The following is a 23,441-nucleotide window of genomic DNA, read 5'->3' as shown; positions in this document are numbered from 1 at the left end:
TTTCCTGAGGATCAATAAATATAATGAAATTCTAAACTTAAAGTGTTCCCTAATTGTTATTATGGATTGCACACAGCTCAATCTCTTTTCCATTCATTTTTCAATTCTTCTGCTTATGCTAAACAATAATCTGATGAGTAAAAATATACTTTCTTACTTTTAAGAAAAAAGGTATAATAACTATATTCTTGTATATTAGAAAGGAGCTATTTATATTGAAACCCGATAGGACCATACATCCTCATCTGCACCCAACGGTAGATAACCTCTCTCAAGCAATCTTCACCGTTAATCGCCATGCAAAAACAGCACCAAATCCAAAATTTTTATATAAACTAAAACAAGAAGCATTACAAAAGCTTATAAAAGAAGGAAAAGCGAAAAAGGTTGGCCTGCATTTTTCAGGGAATCCAAAGTTCAGCCAACAGCAATCAGATGTTTTAGTTGAATGTGGATTATATACATTTCATTTGCCACCAACAAAGATTGATTTTGAACAATTGCCCCATTTAGGTCATTTGAATGATTATATACGAAACCCAAGGTCCTCCCTTTCACTGAATAATGCCAAGAAATTATTGATCTCCTACACTGGTTTAAAGGAAGACAATCCGAATCAACCGAAACGGCAATACAATAAGCCTGTGTTTAAAAAACTAGGGGAAAGCTATTAAGAATCGTTCAAAAGGATCTCTTGGTTACATAAGAACCATGAAATAGCTAGCTGTAAAACTGCCAGGGAATGTCAGTACTTGATTCCTTTTCACCCTAACAAATAAAAAATCTAGGAAGATTGCCTTCCTAGATTTTTTATTTGTTTATTATTATGCCAATTGGTCAATTAATAAAACAAGTTCTGCTATTTCTGGTTTGCTTACTTGTGCATCTGCCCCAACCATTTTTCCTTTATGGCGAAGATCATCTGTAATTAATGAAGAGAAGATAACTACAGGGACTTTAGCTAACTCTGTATTATTTTTGATTCTTTTCGTTAGATGGTGTCCATCCATTTGTGGCATTTCAATATCCGTAATAATTAATTGAACTTCCTCTGTTACATTCTTTCCATCTTGAATAAGTCCTTCTAAATAGCTTAATGCATCACGGCCATTTTCGAAAAACTCAATGTACTCAAATCCAGCCTCTGTTAATGTATCGTGTAATAATTTTCGAAGAAGAGGAGAATCTTCAGCAACAACTAGACGTTTATTAGAACGTTCACGCTTACCTAACTTTTTCACTTGCTGTACATTAATCCCTGTTTCAGGATTAATTTCTACTACTATTTTTTCAAAATCAAGCAGGAGAATCATTTCCCCGTTAAGTTTTATTACGCCAATGATTTGGCTATCGGGTCCTTGGTACATTTCAGATGGCTTCTCAATCTGATCCCAAGAGATCCGATGAATTTGTGTCACACTGTGAACATGAAAAACAATCTTTTGCTTATTAAATTCTGCAACAATGAACTTATCTTGTTCAGGTGATTCCGAAGGTGGAAATCCTAATGCAGCTGCAACATTGACAACTGGTAATACTTCCCCACGCAGTTCAATAATCCCTTCTACATTTCTATGTGCATGTGGCACTTGAATAATTGAAACAGGATTAATAATTTCTTTCACTTTTATAACATTTATCCCAAATTTATTTTTACCAATACTAAATTCAACAATCTCTAACTCATTTGTACCACTTTCAAGTAATATTCCTTTTTTGTGCTCCACTGCCATTTCGCCCTTCCTGTTTGTAGACTGGTCCATTATACCTAATACTATATCATGAATACGTATGATTTTGATGAAAACATTTCAATAATTATTAGGAATTTTTTATTACGATTGTACTGGCGATCAAGTCATGGAGTGATTGCTTTCTTTCTGTAAATCCAGCAATAATATATCCAACTAATAAGATGCCTGACAAAAAGGACATGGCTAAATATCTTCCTAATGCTCTCCAAAATGTGATTCGTTGCCCATTGAGGTCAGTTACCTTTAATCCAAGTAGCTTCTTTCCAACTGTTCCCTGCCATTTCGATGCATGTAATCCAGCAAAATAAGCAATAGAGGCAGCAAAACCAATCAATAATGATACGAATGTTGCTCCAAGATAGGAACCCATAAACATCCATATTTGCTCATCTGTTATTACTTGATCAATATATGCAGGATCTGTATTTATTAAATCAATTATTCCTGTTGGCAAAATAAAGAGCATATAAATAAGAGCGATTATGATTCCAAGTGGAATTCCAACAATAATCCCATCAATTAAGTAAGCTGCAAATCGAATCCAAAATCCACCATATTCCTTTCTTTCTTCATAAACTTGTTTCTCAAGCATATTTTCCATAACCAAACCTCCAATTGCATATTAAAAAATTGAGCACATTAACACTCTCCACAGCTTATTTAATTATACTCAACATTTCCATTTTATTAACACTACTATTCTCCCATTTTCATGGAAATCAATGGCTGCTACATACTATTAAGCTTTTTACGACAATGAAGTGATATTTTTGTGAACATTTTCACATATATATAGACATTCAGTCTATTCGAAAATATAATGGAGCTGTAATGAGGGAGTACAAGAAAGTCCCTCACAATAATGATAAAGAGGCGATGAAACGATGAAGGGCACAGCGATCCTTTTTCAAGAAAATGAAGTAACGTTCATTGAGAATATTGACCATACAGTATACGAGGAGCTCAAAGCTCAGTGTGGAAATGAACAATGCAATTGCAAACTTGATAATAAAATCGTAGAATTTGGTCCTATTTCTCCAATTTTTTGGCACGAAGAAGATGTCGATTGGGATTACGGATATTAAATATAACCTATATAAAAAAAGAAGCACCTGCGTCATTTTAGACGTTGATGCTTCTCTTTTTTATTGCCCCTTATATGTCCCGTTATTTTTTGTGGCCTTTTCCTTCTTTGCTTTATCTTTATGGATTTGATTCGCTGCAGCACTTCCAAACTCATGTGCAAATTCGGAATCTACTACGGCTGAATCAAAGCCTTTTTTGTTTTTTTGCTGCGGATCTTTTTTCTTTGTTCTTTTTGCCATTGAAATGCCCCCTTTTATCAAACGATCCCTACTATTATCGTTTAAATGGAGCTTAATTATTCATTCCATTTCCCAATACTTAAAGAGTGCCTGGGTGCCGCTGTTTTCTTCTCCTTGCTCTACTATTCTAGCGTACATTTGTTTAGCAAGCGCTAAGCCAGGTGTTTCCATTCCCATCGCCTCCGCTTCCTGCAGGGCAATATTCATATCTTTCATAAAATGCTTAATATAAAAACCTGGTTCGAAATTTCCATTAATCATTCTTGGTGCTAGATTTGACAAGGACCAACTGCCTGCCGCACCAGTTGAAATACTCTTAAGCACTGAATCAGGATCCAACCCTGCCTTTTTAGCATAGACGACTGCTTCACAAACCCCAATCATATTTGAGGCAATAGCAATTTGATTGCACATTTTTGTATGCTGCCCAGAACCCGCTTGACCTTGATAAATAATATTTGTTCCTAAATGCTTAAATAGCGGCTCCATTGCCTCAAAGGATTGTTGATCTCCTCCGACCATGATCGAAAGCTTTGCTTCCTTCGCCCCAATATCTCCACCTGAAACTGGTGCATCCAATGCATGCATTCCTTTTTTCTTCGCGGCTTCGTATATTTCAATGGCTAGTGTTGGTGTGGATGTTGTCATATCAATCAGGTATGTATTTTCATTCCCGCTTTTTATTATTCCAGTCTCACCTAAATAAATATCTCTAACGTCCTCAGGATAACCTACCATTGTGATAATAATATTCGCTTTTTCAGCCACTTCTTTTGGTGAATGCACCCACTGTGCCCCATTCTCGATTAGTTCCTCTGCCTTTTCCTTTGTCCGTGAATAGACAATTAATGGATAACCTGCATGCAAAAGATGTGTAGCCATGCTTTTCCCCATTACACCTGTACCTACAAAACCAATGACTGTTTTCTCTGGACGTATCATTTTTTATCCCCTCACATAATTGACTTATAGCCAAATTTCCACTTATATTCTAGCATTATTTGTGAATATTTTAAATATAGGCTATTTATAGCTGTGAGGAGAAATTATTTAAATATGCTTTTGCAAATACTTCTTCATCATTGAAAACTTCAATAGATACGGCCTCTTCATTCATTATCATCTCTTCAATTTCGAATACATGTAAATCCTTCAACAATGGGATCGGTGTCATAAAGATAACATTTTCTTTATCCTGTCTCACTTCAATATATTCCCCATTATAATTTGTTTGGCCACCATAAATAATCTCGTCCATCCCTAAGGCAGAAGCAAGTCTATCATTATGAATCGTCACTTTTACTTTGTACACTTGCTGCTCATTCAAGATCCGCTCATTAATCTTAAAACGAAATTGGAGCTCATTATTTTTCGTCAAAAATGCTTCAGCATGCTGATTAACAATTAATTCCTGCATCCCAATCGAACAGCCTGATACGAGTAGAGAGCAAAGTAAAAGCAAGAAAAATATTCCCCTGTTTCTATACATATATTTCACCCCTTATTCCTACCATATCCATCCACTAGTATAGATAAACCTCCAAACATAGAAATCGAACAGGGGAAATTGTTTAATTACTCTCAAGCCATAGTTAAAACAAGCTGGCTAGAAAGTTTCCTTTTAACTTCAACGATTGGATCGCTTGTGCAAGGCCATTCTTTAACTCAAAGAAAAAAACCAGCTTCATCATGAAGGCTGGTTAAAAAGGGGGGAAATAGATTGAGCAGTCTGCACAGATTTCTTACGTGCATAGTAAAGCTATACCCGCTGATTTCTTTGCATAAACATATTTTTATTCAGAAAGACTGTTATTTTTCATGGTTGCTTCAAGATTATTCATTGCTTCCTGTTCATCATTGCCATCTGTCATAATTTTAATTTCTGCACCTTTCCTTATGCCTAAAGACATGACACCCATAATTGATTTTAAATTAATTGTTTTCCCTTTATATTCTAGATGAATTTCTGAATCAAATTTACTTGCTGCTTGCACCAGAATTGTAGCAGGACGAGCATGAATTCCTGTATCGGCTGTCACTTTAAATGTTTTTTCAATCATCTGAAACAAACTCCTTCAATTATAAATTTTAATTATTTTATACGAATATAGCCTTTTCATGTATAGTACCTACTTTTTTCCCCTTCGCTTTTTTTGCTTATTCATTTCTTTTAATTCAAGCTTTTTCTTATGAAGCATTTCTTTTAATTGCATTTTCTCACTATCTGAATAGTGCTGATCCCCATATCTGACTTTTTCATATATCCTATTAATTTCGTTAAAGTCATACATCCCAATTCGAGTTAACCAATCTGATAATGATTCAAATGGCCATCTTCCTAACTGAAGTTTTTCGGCATAGCGCTCAAAAGCAAATATTTCCTTCCGAATTGGATGACTAGGAGATAGCGCCTTTCCCCTTTGGAAAAATGATGTACTCCCATTGTTCATTCTTTTCTCTACGGTATAAGCCGTCTCACTGCTGATTTTTTCTGCTTCATTTACTTTTCTTTTATTTTTATAAAGATAGTAAAACAAAAATAATAAACAAGCGATAAATAGAATAGTGACAATGATAGTCGGATCAAAAATTATATTTTTCTCTAATGGATCTAATTCATTTTGTGCCGCAGAAAATTCCTCTGGACCTTGATTTTTATTCAGCTTATTAAATTGTTCTGACCAATCCCTAGACTCTGCCCAATTAAAGAATGGTTTGGCAATGAATGCCACTAAGCTAACTCCGCCACTTATTATTGAAAAAAACAGCCATCTTATTGTACTCATCCCTATAGTTATTAAGAGACAAAGCAGAGATATCGCTGAAAAGATAACGATAAATGGCCGAAAGAACTGCTTTTTGTTTTTACCAGCTTCTGAAAGGTCTAACCATTTCCGAATAAATCCGCCACTAATAATAAATAGTAGTTGAGCAATCATTAATCCACCAATGATCGTCATATATTCTGAGGACGAAACACCGGCAAAAAACAAAAGAACAATTCCAAGTAAAATCGTGAATAATAGCCATAGTGCAATATTTTGCTTATCTGGCTCATGAAAATGGGACAATGTACGCCAAAAGATTAGGAAGCTTATAAGCAAGTTAAGAAAAATCGGAAAGTCCATTACATTTCCACCAATTAATACTGCTGGTAAAATCAATACAAAAAATAGCACTTTCCCCATTTCTTTATACCGCTGCAAAAGTAAGGAAAATACGAGACAGCTACATATCATCGTTAAAAAATAGGCAACGAGCGGTATTTGCTTCTCCTGTAATGAAAAAAATGGAAGGATCAAAAGTGCACCAAAAATAATTTCGATGATCAGTAAATACATCACATTCCAACTACTTTTTATCATGTTCCTACCACTTCTTTCTTCACTGATTGTTTATGTACGAGCACCGCCTCATTTTCATGTAATTGCAGTTCAATTAACGTTGCACCCTTCTTACTAATTGCTTGGAATACATCTTCCGTCTTCACAGTGCTTTTTCCTCCATGAATAAAGTAAGGCTGTACAGGTAAATGACGGTGATAAAATGCCAGCATTTTTTCATAAGGAAGAACAGATGAGTGCTGATCAACAATCGCTAATGCTTCAAGTACCTTTTGCAGCTGCTCTTTTCCTGTCCCTGCCGGAATAAAATAAAAAGGAATCGACCCTGCAATTCGAATATTCATACAAAAAGAGAATGGAATATTGTGTTTTGTTGAATAATACGCCAGTTCAGCAGCACAGCTTAACAGCAATTCCAAATGATTCGTAATAGCATGTCGATCGGCAATATTAAGGGATAAATTCCAGCCAGTTTCTTGTACACGATCATACAACTTCGTCTGTAATTTTTGCATCACAGCACTTGCTTTCCAATTGATTCTGTTAAAACTATCCGAATAAACATAATCCCTTGTCCCACTAGGTGATAAATAATCCTCATATAAAGAGTGGGATACAAGCGACTCACCTAATCGCTCTGAAAGAAAAGAACGTACATTTTTCACAGGTGCTGGCATCGGATAAATAAGTGCCTCCTGCATGACTAAACCTTTATATTCTAAAACCGTTTCTCCAATCCCAAAAAAATGTGGAATATGCCATTCAATTCTTCTTATTTTTGCCAAGCCTCGTTTACGTGTTGTATAAGGAATTTTCACTATATTGCTTTCATTATAATTTAGTGATAATGGAATAGAGAACTCATATTGAGAAGTTCTCTTAACACCAAATTCATCCAAGGGGGTCACAATATCATCGAAATAAACGCGCAATTCCCCTTTCATGATTGGTAGGCCTTTATTAACAAAAGGCAAGATCCACTCACCTTTCTCATTAGGGAAGAACTTCTCTCTCTGCCATTTATTTTCAAAATACAATCGTTCACCAATATATTTTAAATATAAGGAATTAGCCAAAATGAAAACTAAAAGGAATACGGCAGCAAAAAAGATAACTAAAGACTGGAAGTACATGCTTGCAAAAAATAGAAAAAGGGCTAAGGCTGCTGTCAGCGATAAGTACTGATCTTCAATTGAATACTTTTTCCATTCCATTCCTATGCTCCTGCTTCAACTGGTACTGGGATGATTTCAATCACTTCTTGAAGAACCTTCTCCACTGTTTTCGTTAATGAAGCTTCCGTCGTTAAGAAAATACGATGACCGAGAACATATGGAACCATTGCTTTAATATCATTCGGGATTACGTATTCCCTTCCTTCCAATAATGCCTTTCCTTGAGATGCCTTCATAAGAGCCAATGTACCACGGGGACTGACGCCTAATTCAATGGATGGATGTTCTCTTGTTTTTCTAACGAGATGTAATAGATAAGATTCCACTTCATTGTTCCATTTTACTTCCTTCACTGCACTTTTCAGCTTTTCGATCGATGAAGCTGAAAGAACGGCATCCACTTCTTCCTTCTCTTTATCCCCTTTAAAAATTTGAATCATTTCCCTTTCCTCTTCCAATGTCGGATAGTCCATTGATAATTTGATGAAAAAACGATCCATTTGGGCAATTGGCAATGGAAAGGTACCTTGTTGCGATTCGACTGGATTCTGCGTCGCAATAACCATAAATGGTTCAGGAATAGTTATCGCATGGCCATCAACTGTAACTTGTTGCTCCTCCATTACTTCAAGCAAGCTTGATTGTGTTCTTGGTGTTGCCCGATTGATTTCATCAGCAAGAACAATATTAGCGATAATCGGACCAGGTTTAAATTCAAATTCCTGTTCCTTTGGGTTAAAGAACTGAATGCCTGTTACATCACTTGGGAGAACATCTGGAGTAAATTGAATTCTTGAGAATACGCCATTTATCGTTTTGGCAAATGTCTTTGCAAGCATCGTTTTTCCCGTTCCCGGAACACTCTCCATCAGAATATGGCCATTAAACAATAGTGAGATTATAAAAAGCTCCACTTCCTTCTCTTTTCCAATCATTACCTTGCGTATTTCTGCTTTTAGCTTTTCTAGTTCTTTCATAAATGCCTCCTAGTAGAATATAAATTTATGAATATTTCACTATAATAAATATATATCATTTTCCTCTATTTTGAAAATTTAAAATACATTTATATTTTTAACTTTAATAATAGCGATATTAACAAAATAGAGTGCTTTTTCTTTACGAACAGTAAAATTTAGTGCAAACTGTTAGTAATCATTTATAGAAAAGGGGAGAGGCATTTGAAAAAAGCTGAGGTTGGCAATGTAATTGAATTTCGTGATGGTTTACAGGGAATTGTCGAAAAGGTAAATGAAAACTCCGTCATTGTTGATTTATCCTATATGGACAATTTTCAAAATCTCGAGATCGAACAAAGAACAGTTGTTAATCATAAAAACTATAAAGTGATTAAGGAAACTAACATATAAACATTTTTTTGAAAACGCATACACAATCAGAATAATACAATTGGTGTAAAATCAACAAAAAGCAGCTTTCAGCTGCTTTTTTATTATTGCTCCTTTTCTCGTGAAAGCTCCTTTAATGATTTAACTTTTCCATGAGGATTCTGATCCTGCTTCCTAACTGTCCATGCTCGTTCTTTCTCACGCTTATTTTTTGTCATCCATTTCACCCCTTTCTTCAAGTATTAGAATAAGCAATTATAGCTATTTTATTTATAAATACCTTTTCCCTTCCTATTCAAGATTTAATTTTGTTAATATAGATATGGTATTATAGGAAGCAGATTGGATAGGGAGCTATAGAAAGGAGTTTGTACGGTTGAAAAAGCTTACAACCGATATACGACTAATTATTGGATTCGTTTTAGCCCATATATTAATGTATTTCACATTTCAGGACAAAGCAGTATTTTGGTATATTTTTACTGCATCATTATTATTTTTGATTAGCTATGCGATCTTAAATGAAGAATTAGAGGACCAAGTTCCTTTTTCAAGTTTTATCATGTATGGAGCCGTCTCTGGCTTTGCTCTATTTGGTGTTTTTTGGCTAGGAAACAGTTTAATTGAGCTACTCAATCTTCCTTTTTCAAAAGAAATATCAAAGCTCTATAGCCGTTTATCGCCATCATTGCTTTGGCATTATATCGTCCTCATCCTCGTGATTATTCCTGGTGAGGAAATATTCTGGAGAGGCTTTGTACAAAAAAGGGTATTAAAACATATAAATATTCCAATTGGAATTATTCTATCTTCTATTCTTTATGCATCTGTCCATTTTTACGCGACACATTGGATTTTAGCATTTGCAGCATTAATTGCAGGAATATATTGGGGTATCCTATATGCTTGGAAAAAGAGTATGCCGCTCGTTATTGTTTCTCACTTAATTTTTGATTTATTTTTATTTGTTATTCTTCCTTTTTATTAGAACAATTTCTCGGGATAGGTTGTTGAAAATGGATGGGAATGTTAATGTATGTACAATGAAGAATATGTACCAAATTTTCAAGTACAATGGAGGAGAACAATATGAAAAAGTTTGCTAAATGGTTGCTTTTATCCGGATTATTAGCAATGATTCTAACCGGATGTGGGACAAATGAGGAAGTTAAAGAAGAAACAAATGGGACAACCCCTATTGAAAATGTGGAGCAAGAAGAGCAAAATACAGAAGACCAAGCTGAAGAAAATGTCGATCCTGTCAAAGAGGAAGTCACCGAAGATGAAACGATTCGAAATGACGAGCAAAATCTGCAGTATGAATTTAATGGAGAACAAAAAGAAGCAACGGCCAAACTAACACAAAGTGATAATCAAAATTTCTCCTTGTATGTGCTTCCTGAATACGTACTAACTGCAGAAGAACCACATAAAGATGTGCTCTACTATACTGAAAACGAACAAAGCTTTATGAGAATTGAGCTACTTCCTGCTGATGCAAATTGGGATACGGTTATTGAAACTGCTAAAGCGCAGCTTGAGTCAGTGAATGCAGAAGTAAAAACAATTGATGCTCCAGATGACGACTTCTTCCAAGAAACAACTGCATTAGAGACAGCAAAGGATATGGATGTTGTAACAGCTTTATTAATTAAAAATGAAAAGCAGCCAATCAAATTAACAATCTTCACCAAATCTGATTCCGATAATAAAGACGCATATATTCAAATGGCAAAAACAATTTCAACAATCGAGTAGTGTAATGTAAGACCCGAACTATTTCGGGTCTTTTCTCTCTTCAAAAGGCTTCATCCATAATAAAACAATAAATATAATACTGATATAACCAAAAGTAGGATACAAATACGAAAGCAATGTCCCATAATTAATCAAACTAATTAAATAACATATAACAAAAATAACACTTACCGTCACGATTGTAGGAATAGAAATATACTTTCTCACCTGACGCTCCACACCAAATACATTTCCAATTACTGATGTAAAGATTTCTCCATAAATAATAAATACATATATCCAGAAAAAAGATGATGCGATGGTCCGCATAATGACGCCCATTGGAATTTCATAGCTTTCCAGATTAGGCAGCATAACTAATGTCATATGACTGGATATAAGAATAATCGTTAATGCCAGCCCTCCTAACATTCCTCCCATTTTGATCGTTTGATCATCCTTGATTTCTGCCGCAACTGGAACTAAAACAGCTTGTGCCAATGTCAAATTCAATGCAGCATAGGAGAATGGAGCAACAACAGCCTTCCACCCATCCTCAGCATACGGAATAAACAATAATTGATCCATAAAGTGAGGCAGCTTCATTGACAGAATCAGTAAAAGAAAACTAAAGATAATCATCATTGGAACAACAAATAAGTTCACAGCAAATAGACCTTTTATCCCGACAATCATCACAATAATTGATAAACCAATTGTTAGAAAAATACCAAATTCCTTTGACAACCCAATTTGTTCTTCAAAAACAGCTCCAGCTCCTGCTAGCATAACCGCACATACACCTAGTAACATGAGTAGCATTAATAGATTAATCATGCGGCCAAAGAACTTTCCAAATAGATATTCATTCAATTCTTGATAAGAGGTAGCTTGAATCTGAGCAGAAATTCTCATTGCCTTTGACCCTAGAAAGATAAATATATAACCACTCATTAAAATTGAAATAAATCCAATAAATCCAAACCGAGAAAAAAATTCGACAATTTCTCGTCCCGTTGCAAAACCAGCCCCGACTACTGTCCCTACATATACAGCAGCAATTTGAAAGGCTCCTCCCCAGTTTGTTTTCACTGAAATCTCCTCCTTCCCTATCACTATATGAGCATTGGGACAAACAAAGACGAGCTTTTTTCCAATTCATCGCACATATAGAGGAAGGAGGAGAATCATTCAGTAAAATTCTCCCGCTTCATTCAAATAACAATAAAAATAAAGAGGACCGAATCAAACCTCAACCACAATAAAAGGACTAGACATAATGCCTAGCCCTTTCTTTCATTATAGACTTTTATCCTCAACTGAATTTAACCAGTTTTCTATCACCTCTACGACGGATTCCACACAGCCATCTTCAAATGGGGAAATTAAGTTCGCTTCTTCGACAAGTCCAGTAAATGCTTTGCTTCCACCAAGTCCACAAAGATGTACATAGTCTTTCCAAGCCTCTTCTTGATTTTCTCTTGAACGCTTCCAAAATTGGAATGCACAAATTTGAGCCAATGTATAATCAATATAATAAAATGGGGAATTATAAATATGTGATTGGCGCTGCCAAAATCCGCCATTTTCTAAATATTCATTTCCATCATAATCTTTATGCGGCATATATTTTCTTTCGATCTCTCTCCATGCCGTTTTTCTTTCTTTAGGAGTTGCCATGTGATTTTCATATACCCAATGTTGGAATTCATCCACAGCTACTCCGTATGGGAGGAATAATAATGCACTACTTAAATGGGCGAATTTATATTTCTCCGTATCTTCCTTAAAGAACTTATCCATCCATGGCCATGTGAAGAATTCCATACTCATAGAATGAATTTCACAAGCCTCATATGTTGGCCAGTTATATTCAGGAATTTCGAAATGCCGGCTTGTATATACTTGAAAAGCATGGCCAGCTTCATGTGTTAGTACATCTATATCTCCAGATGTACCATTAAAATTAGAGAAGATGTATGGCGATTTATAGTTTTCAATATACGTACAATAGCCTCCGCCGGCTTTGCCTTTTTTAGCGACTAGATCCATCAATTCTTCTTGTTGCATATAGGAGAAGAAATCGCCTGTTTCATTTGAAAGCTCATCATACATTGTTTGCCCATTTTCAACAATCCATTCTGGGCTCCCTTTAGGTGTTGCATTTCCAGTCTTGAAATTGAAGCCCTCATCATAATAAGCTAATTTATCTACACCGATGCGCTCTCTTTGTCTTTCTTTTAGCTTCGTTGCCATTGGAACAATAAATTCTTTTACCTGGTCACGGAATTTCGCTACCATTGAAGCATCATAATCTGTACGCTGCATACGTAAATAGGCCAAATCAACAAAATTATCATATCCTAATTTCTGTGCAATTTCTGTACGCACCTTTACTAATTCATCATAAATACGGTCCAATTCTTCTTCATGTTCAGCAAAGAATCCAAATCGAGCTTCATTTGCCCATTTTCTCACATCCCTGTCAGTTGATTCTGCATAGGGTTCCATCTGTGCAAGCGTTCGTTCCTCGCCTTCAAATTCAATCTTTGCAGACGCAATCAATTTCGTATATTCGGTCGATAGTTTATTTTCCTTTTGCAAATATGGAACAATTTCTGGAGAAAAGACCTTTAACTGCGCTTCAGCTAAAGCAAATAACTGACTTCCCCATTTCTCCTCAAGCTCATTACGAAAAGGAGATGAGACAAGCGCCTTATAGTATTTTGTTACAAATCCTTCAATGACAGGATCGATCTCATCCATAAAGTCTTGCTCTTCTTTATAAAATTCATCATTTGTATCCACTGAATGACGAATATAACATAGATTAAACATCGTTCCAATATCATTGCGGATCTCATTAATTTCATTCATTGCTTGATTTTGTAAATCTGCAGTAGCTGCCTCTGTAAATCTCTTAATTGCTACTTCAAAACGATTGCTAATTTCGTCCATATTCGGCCGCGTATATGTATAGCTACTAAAGCTCATAGCATTGCCTCCCTGATTCCTTTTTTTTAATCCCATAAGATATTTTCGACAGCTATTTATTAATTCCTGCAAACTTGAGAGTAAAAACTTCAAATGACTTGTTCAGCTTCAAACGTCTAGCAGATCAATAGATTCATTCTTCCCTCCTTGGACAGATTAGCCAATGACGAACCTTCTGTTTACCAGGTTTTATTCTCTTTTCTATAAACAAAACACGATTCTATTGGAATCGTGTTTTGTTTTTCTCTTATTGATTTGTTTGTGACATACCAAGCTTTTTCAATAAACCAATCGCCATATCTTTTTCTTCAGGAGATAGTTCAGACATATAAGCATCAATTTGTTTGGCGTGATCAGGAAAAACATCTTCTATAAAAGCTTTTCCCTGTTCTGTAATTTGTGCATATGTGACTCTTCTATCTTTAGGACAAGCGACTCTAGATAGCAATCCTTTTTGCTCCAGCTTATCTACTACATACGTAATACTCCCACTTGCTAGTAGAATCTTTCCGCCAATTTGCTGAAGCGGCTGATCCCCTTTATGATATAGCAGTTCCATTACAGCAAATTCAGTCGGATTAAGCCCATATGTCTGAATGAGCTTATTCACATTCTCATTTACCGCACGATATGCTCGTGACAATACTATAAATAATTTCAGTGATTGGTTAACCTGTTCTGAATTCATTTCTATCCAATCCTTTTTTATAATGTCTTCAAAATTATCTTGAATTCTAAGTAAATTATAGAAAAATAATTCCCACATGTCAATGTTTGGCTATTTCATGTATACTAATTAGAAAGCACAAACTCATAAGAAACATTCATACTTTCTCAATAAAAAAATGGAGTCTATTTTATGAAAAAACATAAAAATAACTATTACCTTTATATTGTATTAGTTATCATCCCGATCGTTATATGTATTTCATATCAATTAAATACTGCAATTAAGAAAGATAATGAAGAACGCAAAGCACATGCCATTTGGATTGCTTCTATCCATCAAAAAAGCTGGGATCAATTAATTTCTGAAACAGTCACATCTTTAGACATACTTGAATTAACAGCAGAGACAGTCATGAATACCCCAGAAAAAATGCAGCCTTTATTGCAGAGAACACATTGGAGAGACTCACGATACGGTGGTCTTTATTTACTAGATCCTGAAGGAACAGTCCTTACAGGTTCAAATGAGTTTCTTAAAAATACAAATTTATCAAATAATGATTACATAATGGAAATTAGTCAAACGAGAGACTTAATTATTTCCAATCAACAAGAAACATTAATAAATGGGCAAGAGGTTATTGGGATTGGGGAACCCGTTATTGACAATAGCGGACAATTAATTGCCATTCTTATTGCACATTTAAGAGTGGATTACATTCAAAATATTATGAGAATGCTAACCCCTGATACGGATATTTCAATTATAAATTCGAGTGGAACAATTATTTTAGATATTAATAAAGGGGCGTCAACAGAACGCTCTCCTAATCAATCCATTTCATTGCCAATTGAGCGGCTCCCTTGGAGTATTAAAGTAGAAATTTCTAAAAGAGATATGAATGAAATCATTCAGCATTCGATACTTACAATCTTTCAAATCATTTTTATCTTTCACATCCTTTTCTTAGTCTTTAAATACTTTATGCTGAAGAGAAGAACTGCAATGGAACATAAAGAAAATGAACTCCAAAAGTTAGAGCTTGTTGGTACATTAGCTGCTAGTACTGCACATGAAATTCGAAATCCGTTAACAGGAATTAAAGGTCTTATCCAATTATTGAGTGAAAAATATACAAATTCGCAGGATCAATATTATTTTTCCGTTATCAACGATGAAATTAATCGTATTAATGAAATTGTAAGTGAGTTTCTTATTTTAGGTAAACCAACAGCACAAAAAACGGACATTGTAGATTTACGAATAGTAATTATGGAAATTGAACCTTTAATATACTCAGAAGCAAACTTAACTAATATTCATTATCAATCGTCAATTCCAGAAAAGCCATTGCTAGTTGATTGTACGAAAGACCAATTAAAGCAAGTATTGCTTAATTTAACAAAGAATGCTTTTGAATCAATGCAGGCTGGAGGCCAGTTGTCAATCAATCTTATTGAGCTGTCAAATAAATGCCATGTAAAAATTACGGATACAGGAACAGGAATTCCTGATGATGTCATCGATAAAATTTTTCAGCCTTTTTACACATCTAAACAATCAGGCACTGGATTGGGACTTGTTGTTTGTAAGAGAATTATTCAGTCATTTGGCGGAGAAATAAATTTAACTAGCAAAGTCCAAAAAGGGACGGAAGTCGATATATTCTTGCCATTAACAAAGTGAATAAATAATTAGTAGGGGATTCTCACCTCCACTAATTATTTATTTCACAACATTTATGATAGAATCATAAATAACGGCATTTTATAAGCCACACGAGCTCTTGTGGCTTATTTTTCGTTGGAACTTAATAAGCTGCGATAAAGGAGACCTATACAATGAGTAATACAGCAATAGCCTTACAACAGGTTTCACAAAAACGCGAAACTTCCTATAAAATTTTAATTATTATTGGAATTTGTCATTTATTAAATGATTCAATCCAAGCAATTATTCCTGCAATGTTTCCCATTCTAGAAAAATCAATGGGGCTAACCTTCACACAGCTTGGAATGATTGCATTCGCTTTAAATATCGTTTCTTCCATCCTTCAGCCAGTGATCGGGATGGTAACCGATAAAAGACCAATGCCATTTGCCTTACCAATTGCCTTAAGCTGTACGATGGTTGGCGTATTAGGCTTATCACTTGCACCCAATTTTGAACTAATTGTCTTATCCGTCCTTTTTATCGGTTTGGGTTCTGCCATCTTTCATCCAGAAGGTTCAAGAGTTGCTTATTTAGCCGCAGGTTCAAGACGGGGGCTAGCTCAATCAATCTATCAAGTTGGCGGAAATAGCGGGCAAGCCATGGCTCCGCTAATAACAGCATTAATTCTCGTTCCACTAGGCCAAATTGGTGCAGCATGGTTCACGATCGTAGCTGGTGCTGCTGTTGCCCTTCTTTTATACATCGCCTTTTGGTATTCAAATACGATGAAGCTTCAACAAACTTCTCAATACAAAAAAGAGGAAAAGACAGCCGGAAATCACAACCGAATTTCTCGAAAGATTTGGTTTGCACTATTTCTCATTCTTTTTCTCATTTTTGCTCGTTCCTGGTATATCGCAGGAATGACAAACTATTATGCCTTTTTTACGATTGAAACATATTCCTTTTCAATCAAGCAATCTCAGATTTTTCTCTTTACTTTTTTAGTAGCAGGTGCTTTAGGTACATTTTTTGGCGGTCCATTAGCCGATAGATTTGGTAAAAAAATGATCATCTTCCTTTCAATGATTATCTCAGCTCCATTAACAATTGCCATTCCATTTGTCCCGCCCGTTGCAGCTTTTTGTCTACTGTTCTTGACGGGATTCATTCTTATGTCGAGTTTTTCAGTTACTGTTGTGTACGCACAGGAATTAGTCCCTGGAAAGATCGGAACAATGGCAGGTCTAACAGTTGGGCTCGCTTTTGGCATGGGGGCCATTGGAGCCATTGTAATCGGATATTTGGCTGATTTAATTGGGATTGTGAGTACAATGGTTTTAACTGGCTTCTTGCCTCTTCTGGGGCTTCTCACATTACTCCTTCCATCTGATCAAACATTAAAAAAATGGCATTCATAACTACGGAGGTGAATCAAATCGGTTCACCTCATTTCTTTTTACCTTATGGTTTTAAATTTTCGAAAAATTTTAACATTTCATCCGAAATAAATGGAGCGAATGACATATAATAAAAATAGAATAAGAAAATGAAGGGAAATGACAAGTAGATGTATTTTCTTTAAACACCATGTCTTTTCCATCAGCAAATGGATTTGTACCTACTTATCTCTTACGGCCAAACTGCCTAAATTTATAATCGAATAGGGGGGAAAATAAATGAACATGCCAAATTATCGGGATTTCTATCAAAAAGCATTGATACCTATCTGTACAAATGATTTACTTCGTTTACATGAAATGAATCATGTTTTAGATCTACCGGCTTCCCATTGGCTCATTGCACTAGAGGGGCAGCAAAAAGATAGTAACATAGATTATTATATTTGGAAGGTAACGGTGTATCCTTCAAATGAAAAAGGAAATTTCAATTGGAACACCGCTTGCTATATTTCCACCATTTATGAATGTATCCATGAGGCTTATAAGCATGCATCCAATTTGGAGCTGGCCGGAAAAAGCGACCAACTCCTAGAAATAGCCGCTTACAAGGCAATTAGCAGTTAACTGCTCCCACCTTTTTGAAGCTTTACTCTTTTTAACAATATTTGTGAAAAAACATACATATAGTGTTATATCTTCACAAACAAAAAAGACGATGCATATTTTTCACATCGCCTTTCCACCTCTTATAATTCCCCTTTATGCAAGCCTAAAGACAATTCCATGTCCACCCTTTGGATATTCCCACTTAATGTTTTGATACGGACAGCCAATTCGACAGCTTCCACATTCATGGCAACCTTCATAGCCAACCTGCATTCTTAATCCTTCCCATTTATACACTTCCGCTGGACAGAAAATAGTACAGAGCTTATCAGGACATTGTGTCATACATACATCATGATCTAATACCGTCAAATGCGATTTCGTATCTGCCTTAAAACGAATTAAATACTGTTTTTCCTCTATCGTTTTTGTCGACATTATTTCACCGCCTTCCATGCACGATATACATCTTGGATTACCTTGAACGTCCCTCTTTCTCCTGTTATGCTACGCATAATTTCTTTTTGTTTCTCCCTTTTCGGTGTGCCATCCACAGTGAAAAATTTACTTGCGGCACGATTCATCATTGGTACATAGTCATTAAAATATTGCGGATTATTCTCAAATGTATGTGCAGCATCTTTGTATTTCTCTAGATCTTTAATGATGAAGCTATCATACAGCTTTTCTCGATAAAGATTTAAGCTAGATGCACTGAAATCATTTCTGTTTTTCGCTTCAATAATTGTTTCAGCAGCCATTTTTCCAGATGACATCGCCATATTCGATCCTTCTCTATGAATAGCATTTACAAGCTGTGCCGCATCTCCTACTAAAAGCACCCCATCCCCTGCTACTTTAGGTACAGAATGATAGCCCCCTTCTGGAATTAAATGGGCTAAGTATTCAGCCGATTCTCCACCTTCGATCAATGGTCTTACCATCGAATGTGTCTTTAAATAATCTAATAAATCATATGGCTTTAGCTTTGCTTTAATCATGCTTGACAGTGTTGTACCTACTCCAATATTTATGCTTTCTTTATTCGTATAAATAAAGGCTGTACCGAGATTTCCCTTCGTAGAATCTCCAAAAAGCTCGATCGTACATCCTTGATTATCCTCCAAATTAAAACGGTCATTAATTTTTCCCTTTGGCAAATTAATTACTTCCATAACAGTCAATGCCACTTCATCTGGTCTGAATTCATTATGATATCCAAGTTGCTTTCCTAAAAGGGAATTAACACCGTCTGCTAGGACAACTACATCTGCATATACTTCACCATTTGGACGGTCCGTTCGCACACCAATTACTTTCCCGTCTTCCACAATACATTCAAGTACAACTGTTTCCGTAATGAGTAAAACACCTTGCTCTACGCCCTTCTTAGCAAACCATTGGTCAAATGGAGCACGAAGTACAGTAAAGTTATTAAATGGCTCAACACCCCATTCAAGGCCTTTATAGCCAAATGTAACGACTGATTCCTTATCCATCATCCAAAATCGCTGTTCAACTATAGGTCTTTCAAGCGGTGCCTCTTTCCAGAACTCAGGGATAATTTCCTCCATTTGCTTCCTGTATAATACGCCACCCATTACATTTTTACTGCCTGGATATTCGCCTCTCTCAATCTGTAATACTCTTAACCCATTTTTCGCACATGTATATGCACAGGATGTTCCTGCTGGTCCTGCGCCAACAACGATTACGTCAAATTTCTCAGACATAACTTACTTCACCGCCCTTTTCTTTACGGAGCTCCTTGAACTGTTCAATTAACTTAGGGACGATTTCCATTGCATCACCGACAATCCCATAAGTGGCAACATCAAATATCGGGGCATTAGGGTCTTTATTTATGGCAATAATAAATTCAGAATTTTTCATTCCAACTACATGCTGTATAGCTCCAGAAATACCAATAGCAAAATATACTTTTGGTGTAATCGTTTCACCGGTTTGCCCAACTTGGAGTTCATGAGGCAGCCAGCCAGCCTCAACTACATCCCTTGTGCCCCCTACACTCGCACCAATTGTTTCTGCAAGTTCATGGATCAGCTGGAAACTTTGCAAATCTCCCATTCCTTTTCCACCAGCAACAACTACATGGGCATCAGCCAAACTAGCTGTTTTTGTTACGTCTTTCACAATCTTAAGTACTTTTGTTCGCATAGCATCTTCATTTAATGTTATTTGTTCCTCAATTATGTTTCCTGTTCTACTTGTATCTCGTTCTAATGCTTTCATAACCTTAGGTCTAACAGTTGCCATTTGTGGTCGATGTTTTTTACATAATATCGTTGCCATAATGTTTCCACCAAACGCTGGGCGACTAGCTTCTAATAATCTTTTTTCTAGATCAACATCAAGCATGGTAGTATCCGCAGTTAAGCCGGTGTTCAAATCTGTCGCAACTGCACTTGCAAGGTCCTTTCCATTTGGAGTTGCACCATAAAGGAATATTTCTGGTTTATACTTTTCAGCAAGAAGCATAATTCCTTTCATGTAAGATTCAGTACGATAATCTTTCAGCACTGGATGATCAATGAGATAGACTACATCCGCACCATATGCAATAATTTCTGAAGAAAGTGATTGAATTGCATTCCCTAATAAAACCCCGGCTAACGGCACTTCTAGCTTATCTGCAAGCTTTCTGCCCGCTCCAAGAAGCTCAAGGGAAACTCCCTCAATATCACCATCATTTTGTTCTATGAATACCCACACCCCACGGTATTCTTCCATCATACAGACCCCTCCTTCGTACGGACTATTCAATTAACGTGTGTAAAAAACAAATCCTGTTTATCAGTTAAAAGTTCAATGAGCTGCTTGACTTGTTCATCTGAATTCCCTTCTAGCTTCATTCCACCTTCTGGCTTTGGAGGAGTGAACATCTTTCCAACAATAGTCGGTGAACCTTTAAGTCCTAGCTGTGGCCGATTGACGTTCTCAAGATCATTTACCGTCCAGATCACTGGTTCATACCTTGCTGCTTTAATCATATTTGGTAATGGAGAATACTCAATCTCATTGATTTCTTTGCCTACCGTTAATAAGCATGGATAGTCTGCTTGAATTAATTGATAGCCATTGGCAATTTTTCGCTTTAAAAGAATTGTTTTTTCTTTTTCATTTAACTCTGATACTTCAATTACATTTGTTACAGGCGGTATATCCAATCTTCTAGCGATTCCTGGTCCAACCTGACCAGTATCTCCATCAATTGCATGAAGTCCACAAATGACTAGATCGATTGGCTCTTCCTTTGATATCCTTTCAAGTGCTTTGGATAAGGCATAGCTAGTTGCTAAAGTATCAGCACCTGCAAATGCGCGGTCAGAAATTAAGTAGCCTTTATCTGCACCGATTTCAATGCTTTTTTTAATGACTTCAGTAGCTTGGGGAGGCCCCATTGAAAGAACTGATATTGTCCCTCCACCAACCATCTTAATAATTTTCACTGCCTCTTGTACTGCATGTGCATCATATGGATTTAAAATGGCTGGTGCACTCCTGCGGTCCAATGTATTTGTCTTTGGATTAATTTTGATAATTTTAGTATCTGGTACTTGCTTCACACAAACGACAATATGCATAAATGAATTCCCTCCTTTTGAATCATGCAATAGAACGCATGTAATCATCATTCATTCAAAATCTCAAGTTAAAAAGGGTTTATCCATATGAACACCGCCTTTGGAAACGCTTACTTAATTGTATGTAAAAAATACTATGTATTACGATATATGTTTCGCAACACAAGCATAGTACTAACATTTATACAGATGATTAGCAAGATTGAAAAAAATCTTAAAAGTACATTTCAATTTTTTAGCTATTTCAGCATAAATATAGGTTAATTAAGAAATTCCCTCGTACGCTAAGGTGATTGTTTGTCAGCGATTATGTTTGAGTATGCAGAATAGAAAAGGTGAAGATTTTGTATGAGTCCATGATGATTCTAATTAGACCATGATTGTGCGGACGCAAAGGAGCATGCTTGAAGTAAAAACTAGGATGGTATATATAGTAAAAAAGTTACCATATATTGTTTTATTCTATTAGGAAAATTCTGATTCAACTATGATAAATATCACACTACATCAATCTTTTTCTTTCAAAATAAAATTTATTATTTGTCTCATAGGGATTTCACTCTTATAATAATGTTACAAATAGAAATGAGGGAAAAATATGAGTGAAGTAATCATCGGTAGCGTTCTCTCAGCCCTTTCGACTGGTCTTGGCGCTTTGGTTATTCTTTTTATGTCTGAATCCGTTACCCATAGGTGGCGTGATATTTTATTAGCATTTACTGCTGGAATCATGATGGCTGCCTCGACAATGGGACTTATTCCAGAGGCATTGAGCAGCGGAGGATTTCTCCAACTTTCTATCGGAATCTTTCTCGGAGTCCTCGTGCTTACACTTTTAGAAAAAAACATTCCACATATTGATTTGCAGCACTCTAAAAGCGGGATTGAGTTTGACGAGAAAGCGATGCTAATTATTTCTGCTATCACTCTTCATAATATCCCTGAAGGGCTTTCTGTCGGAGTTAGCTATGCTTCAAGTGCAGGTGAAACAGGGAATCTTATTGCATTTGCAATTGGCTTGCAAAATGCTCCAGAAGGATTTCTCGTTGCATTATTCCTAGTTAATCAAAAGATTTCTAGATGGAAGGCATTTATTATCGCAACATTAACTGGTGCAATTGAAATTGTTACTGGGTTGTTAGGCTATTATTTAACATCATTTGTAGACTTCCTTGTACCATACGGACTGTCTTTCGCTGCAGGTGCCATGTTATTTATTATCTATAAGGAACTGATTCCTGAAAGTCATGGCGATGGACACGAAAAGTCTTCTACGTATTCATTTATTATTGGCCTATTATTTATGATTTTCCTAATTGATATTTTCTAAAATAAATCTATTTATCCTCTTATAAATGGCTATTTTCGTAAAATTTCTTACTTATTACATCCTAAATGGAAAGCTATAATCTTTTAAAAAGAACATTTCTTGAGATTTAAGTCAATAAATAATCCCTAAGCCCTTACTATCAGCTTAGGGATCTTTTTATGAATATAATTGATACTTTGGATTTATATTTTCATGGTTTGATGTAAATAGATATTTAATCGAAAACTTTGCCTTTTGTCTCTTTCTTTGTCTTTGTTTTTTATCTTTATGTTTTTCCCGCTGATATTCATAAATTAATTGATCGAGTTCTTCACTGCATCGTATTGTACAATCACTTCTATAGCCGTGTTTTTTTGCAATATTTATCATTACTTCTCTCTTTTTTTGTATTTCCATTAATATTTCCTCTTCATTCTTTTCCATGTTTTCTCCCATCCAATCCATTGCTTATTCTCTAAAATAAGTGTTACTTGAAGGATTATTACAATTTTTTTCA

The 23,441-nt window shown here is 35.7% G+C and carries 27 protein-coding genes; 9 read left to right on the top strand and 18 right to left on the bottom strand.

What is annotated here, in order from left to right; genetic code table 11:
- Nucleotides 1-215: 215 nt before the first annotated feature.
- Nucleotides 216-674, top strand: a complete 459-nt coding sequence (locus tag J2Z40_RS02410; protein ID WP_066393157.1) for a YkyB family protein — start codon at nucleotides 216-218, stop codon at nucleotides 672-674.
- A gap of 150 nt (nucleotides 675-824) precedes the next feature.
- Here the strand turns inward: J2Z40_RS02410 and J2Z40_RS02405 are convergent, their stop codons facing one another.
- Both J2Z40_RS02405 and J2Z40_RS02400 read right to left on the bottom strand, forming a co-directional pair.
- On the bottom strand, nucleotides 825-1,727 hold the full coding sequence (locus tag J2Z40_RS02405) for a chemotaxis protein CheW (protein ID WP_066399198.1): 903 nt from the start codon (nucleotides 1,725-1,727) through the stop codon (nucleotides 825-827).
- Between the two features lie 94 nt (nucleotides 1,728-1,821).
- Nucleotides 1,822-2,355 (bottom strand): RDD family protein, encoded by a 534-nt coding sequence (locus tag J2Z40_RS02400; RefSeq protein WP_066393154.1) that lies wholly within the window; start codon nucleotides 2,353-2,355, stop codon nucleotides 1,822-1,824.
- Nucleotides 2,356-2,638: 283 nt separating this feature from the next.
- On the opposite strand from J2Z40_RS02400, the gene J2Z40_RS02395 reads away from it, so the two are divergent.
- The gene (locus tag J2Z40_RS02395; RefSeq protein WP_066393146.1) at nucleotides 2,639-2,839 is read left to right on the top strand and encodes a hypothetical protein; all 201 of its coding nucleotides are present in this window, start codon (nucleotides 2,639-2,641) and stop codon (nucleotides 2,837-2,839) included.
- A 60-nt stretch (nucleotides 2,840-2,899) separates the two neighbouring features.
- On the opposite strand, the gene J2Z40_RS02390 is transcribed toward J2Z40_RS02395, so the two are convergent.
- The 7 genes from J2Z40_RS02390 to J2Z40_RS02360 all read right to left on the bottom strand — a co-directional run bounded on the left by J2Z40_RS02390 (nucleotide 2,900) and on the right by J2Z40_RS02360 (nucleotide 8,575).
- Nucleotides 2,900-3,079, bottom strand: coding sequence for a hypothetical protein (locus J2Z40_RS02390; protein ID WP_066393143.1), 180 nt, complete (start codon nucleotides 3,077-3,079; stop codon nucleotides 2,900-2,902).
- Between the two features lie 60 nt (nucleotides 3,080-3,139).
- Nucleotides 3,140-4,021, bottom strand: coding sequence for an NAD(P)-dependent oxidoreductase (locus tag J2Z40_RS02385; protein ID WP_066393142.1), 882 nt, complete (start codon nucleotides 4,019-4,021; stop codon nucleotides 3,140-3,142).
- A gap of 85 nt (nucleotides 4,022-4,106) precedes the next feature.
- Nucleotides 4,107-4,568: a hypothetical protein gene (locus tag J2Z40_RS02380; protein WP_066393139.1), complete on the bottom strand. Its 462-nt coding sequence runs from the start codon at nucleotides 4,566-4,568 to the stop codon at nucleotides 4,107-4,109.
- A 304-nt stretch (nucleotides 4,569-4,872) separates the two neighbouring features.
- A complete protein-coding gene (locus J2Z40_RS02375; protein WP_066393136.1) occupies nucleotides 4,873-5,139 on the bottom strand; it encodes a phosphocarrier protein HPr in 267 nt (88 codons plus the stop codon).
- 69 nt (nucleotides 5,140-5,208) lie between these two features.
- Nucleotides 5,209-6,444 carry a hypothetical protein gene (locus tag J2Z40_RS02370; protein ID WP_066393129.1) on the bottom strand — a complete coding sequence of 412 codons (1,236 nt, stop codon included), beginning with the start codon at nucleotides 6,442-6,444 and terminating at the stop codon, nucleotides 5,209-5,211.
- Entirely contained in the window at nucleotides 6,441-7,637 is a 1,197-nt protein-coding gene (locus tag J2Z40_RS02365) for a DUF58 domain-containing protein (RefSeq protein ID WP_066393127.1), read from the bottom strand. Before J2Z40_RS02365 ends, J2Z40_RS02370 begins: the two co-directional genes overlap by 4 nt.
- Nucleotides 7,638-7,639: 2 nt before the next feature.
- Nucleotides 7,640-8,575 carry an AAA family ATPase gene (locus tag J2Z40_RS02360; protein WP_066393125.1) on the bottom strand — a complete coding sequence of 312 codons (936 nt, stop codon included), beginning with the start codon at nucleotides 8,573-8,575 and terminating at the stop codon, nucleotides 7,640-7,642.
- 204 nt (nucleotides 8,576-8,779) lie between these two features.
- Here J2Z40_RS02360 and J2Z40_RS02355 point away from each other — a divergent pair, with 204 nt between their 5' ends.
- Entirely contained in the window at nucleotides 8,780-8,968 is a 189-nt protein-coding gene (locus J2Z40_RS02355; RefSeq protein WP_066393123.1) for a YkvS family protein, read from the top strand.
- Nucleotides 8,969-9,051: 83 nt separating this feature from the next.
- Here the strand turns inward: J2Z40_RS02355 and J2Z40_RS19705 are convergent, their stop codons facing one another.
- The gene (locus J2Z40_RS19705) at nucleotides 9,052-9,165 is read right to left on the bottom strand and encodes a DUF6254 family protein (protein WP_245349959.1); all 114 of its coding nucleotides are present in this window, start codon (nucleotides 9,163-9,165) and stop codon (nucleotides 9,052-9,054) included.
- Between the two features lie 158 nt (nucleotides 9,166-9,323).
- Here J2Z40_RS19705 and J2Z40_RS02350 point away from each other — a divergent pair, with 158 nt between their 5' ends.
- Both J2Z40_RS02350 and J2Z40_RS02345 read left to right on the top strand, forming a co-directional pair.
- Nucleotides 9,324-9,935, top strand: a complete 612-nt coding sequence (locus tag J2Z40_RS02350) for a CPBP family intramembrane glutamic endopeptidase (RefSeq protein ID WP_066393120.1) — start codon at nucleotides 9,324-9,326, stop codon at nucleotides 9,933-9,935.
- Nucleotides 9,936-10,036: 101 nt separating this feature from the next.
- Nucleotides 10,037-10,705 (top strand): hypothetical protein, encoded by a 669-nt coding sequence (locus tag J2Z40_RS02345; RefSeq protein ID WP_066393117.1) that lies wholly within the window; start codon nucleotides 10,037-10,039, stop codon nucleotides 10,703-10,705.
- Between the two features lie 18 nt (nucleotides 10,706-10,723).
- On the opposite strand, the gene J2Z40_RS02340 is transcribed toward J2Z40_RS02345, so the two are convergent.
- From J2Z40_RS02340 to J2Z40_RS02330, 3 genes are all read right to left on the bottom strand, one after another.
- Entirely contained in the window at nucleotides 10,724-11,776 is a 1,053-nt protein-coding gene (locus J2Z40_RS02340) for a GerAB/ArcD/ProY family transporter (protein ID WP_066393115.1), read from the bottom strand.
- 207 nt (nucleotides 11,777-11,983) lie between these two features.
- On the bottom strand, nucleotides 11,984-13,678 hold the full coding sequence (locus tag J2Z40_RS02335; protein ID WP_066393113.1) for a M3 family oligoendopeptidase: 1,695 nt from the start codon (nucleotides 13,676-13,678) through the stop codon (nucleotides 11,984-11,986).
- A gap of 247 nt (nucleotides 13,679-13,925) precedes the next feature.
- Nucleotides 13,926-14,366 carry a MarR family winged helix-turn-helix transcriptional regulator gene (locus tag J2Z40_RS02330; protein ID WP_066399195.1) on the bottom strand — a complete coding sequence of 147 codons (441 nt, stop codon included), beginning with the start codon at nucleotides 14,364-14,366 and terminating at the stop codon, nucleotides 13,926-13,928.
- Between the two features lie 171 nt (nucleotides 14,367-14,537).
- On the opposite strand from J2Z40_RS02330, the gene J2Z40_RS02325 reads away from it, so the two are divergent.
- From J2Z40_RS02325 to J2Z40_RS02315, 3 genes are all read left to right on the top strand, one after another.
- Nucleotides 14,538-16,034, top strand: a complete 1,497-nt coding sequence (locus J2Z40_RS02325; RefSeq protein WP_066393109.1) for an ATP-binding protein — start codon at nucleotides 14,538-14,540, stop codon at nucleotides 16,032-16,034.
- Nucleotides 16,035-16,189: 155 nt separating this feature from the next.
- Complete coding sequence (locus tag J2Z40_RS02320; protein WP_066393106.1) at nucleotides 16,190-17,422, top strand: MFS transporter; 1,233 nt, start codon at nucleotides 16,190-16,192, stop codon at nucleotides 17,420-17,422.
- A 258-nt stretch (nucleotides 17,423-17,680) separates the two neighbouring features.
- Entirely contained in the window at nucleotides 17,681-18,028 is a 348-nt protein-coding gene (locus tag J2Z40_RS02315) for a hypothetical protein (RefSeq protein WP_066393103.1), read from the top strand.
- Nucleotides 18,029-18,163: 135 nt separating this feature from the next.
- Here the strand turns inward: J2Z40_RS02315 and J2Z40_RS02310 are convergent, their stop codons facing one another.
- From J2Z40_RS02310 to J2Z40_RS02295, 4 genes are read right to left on the bottom strand one after another with little or no spacing between them, the layout of a single operon-like run.
- Nucleotides 18,164-18,448 carry a ferredoxin family protein gene (locus tag J2Z40_RS02310; protein WP_066393095.1) on the bottom strand — a complete coding sequence of 95 codons (285 nt, stop codon included), beginning with the start codon at nucleotides 18,446-18,448 and terminating at the stop codon, nucleotides 18,164-18,166.
- Nucleotides 18,448-19,743 carry an FAD-dependent oxidoreductase gene (locus J2Z40_RS02305; RefSeq protein WP_066393091.1) on the bottom strand — a complete coding sequence of 432 codons (1,296 nt, stop codon included), beginning with the start codon at nucleotides 19,741-19,743 and terminating at the stop codon, nucleotides 18,448-18,450. The genes J2Z40_RS02310 and J2Z40_RS02305 overlap by 1 nt, the downstream gene beginning before the upstream one ends.
- On the bottom strand, nucleotides 19,736-20,764 hold the full coding sequence (locus J2Z40_RS02300) for an electron transfer flavoprotein subunit alpha/FixB family protein (protein ID WP_066393085.1): 1,029 nt from the start codon (nucleotides 20,762-20,764) through the stop codon (nucleotides 19,736-19,738). The genes J2Z40_RS02305 and J2Z40_RS02300 overlap by 8 nt, the downstream gene beginning before the upstream one ends.
- 26 nt (nucleotides 20,765-20,790) lie before the next feature.
- Nucleotides 20,791-21,615, bottom strand: a complete 825-nt coding sequence (locus J2Z40_RS02295; RefSeq protein ID WP_066393083.1) for an electron transfer flavoprotein subunit beta/FixA family protein — start codon at nucleotides 21,613-21,615, stop codon at nucleotides 20,791-20,793.
- A 598-nt stretch (nucleotides 21,616-22,213) separates the two neighbouring features.
- Here J2Z40_RS02295 and J2Z40_RS02290 point away from each other — a divergent pair.
- A complete protein-coding gene (locus tag J2Z40_RS02290; RefSeq protein WP_066393081.1) occupies nucleotides 22,214-22,945 on the top strand; it encodes a ZIP family metal transporter in 732 nt (243 codons plus the stop codon).
- A 156-nt stretch (nucleotides 22,946-23,101) separates the two neighbouring features.
- Here J2Z40_RS02290 and J2Z40_RS02285 read toward each other — a convergent pair whose 3' ends face one another.
- Entirely contained in the window at nucleotides 23,102-23,368 is a 267-nt protein-coding gene (locus J2Z40_RS02285; RefSeq protein ID WP_066399192.1) for an aspartyl-phosphate phosphatase Spo0E family protein, read from the bottom strand.
- Nucleotides 23,369-23,441 lie beyond the last annotated feature (73 nt).

It is taken from the genome of Cytobacillus eiseniae (assembly GCF_017874625.1).
GTDB lineage: Bacteria > Bacillota > Bacilli > Bacillales > Cytobacillaceae > Cytobacillus > Cytobacillus eiseniae.
The sequence above is the reverse complement of the archived record's forward strand: the minus strand, read 5'-3'. Positions and strand labels throughout refer to the sequence as shown.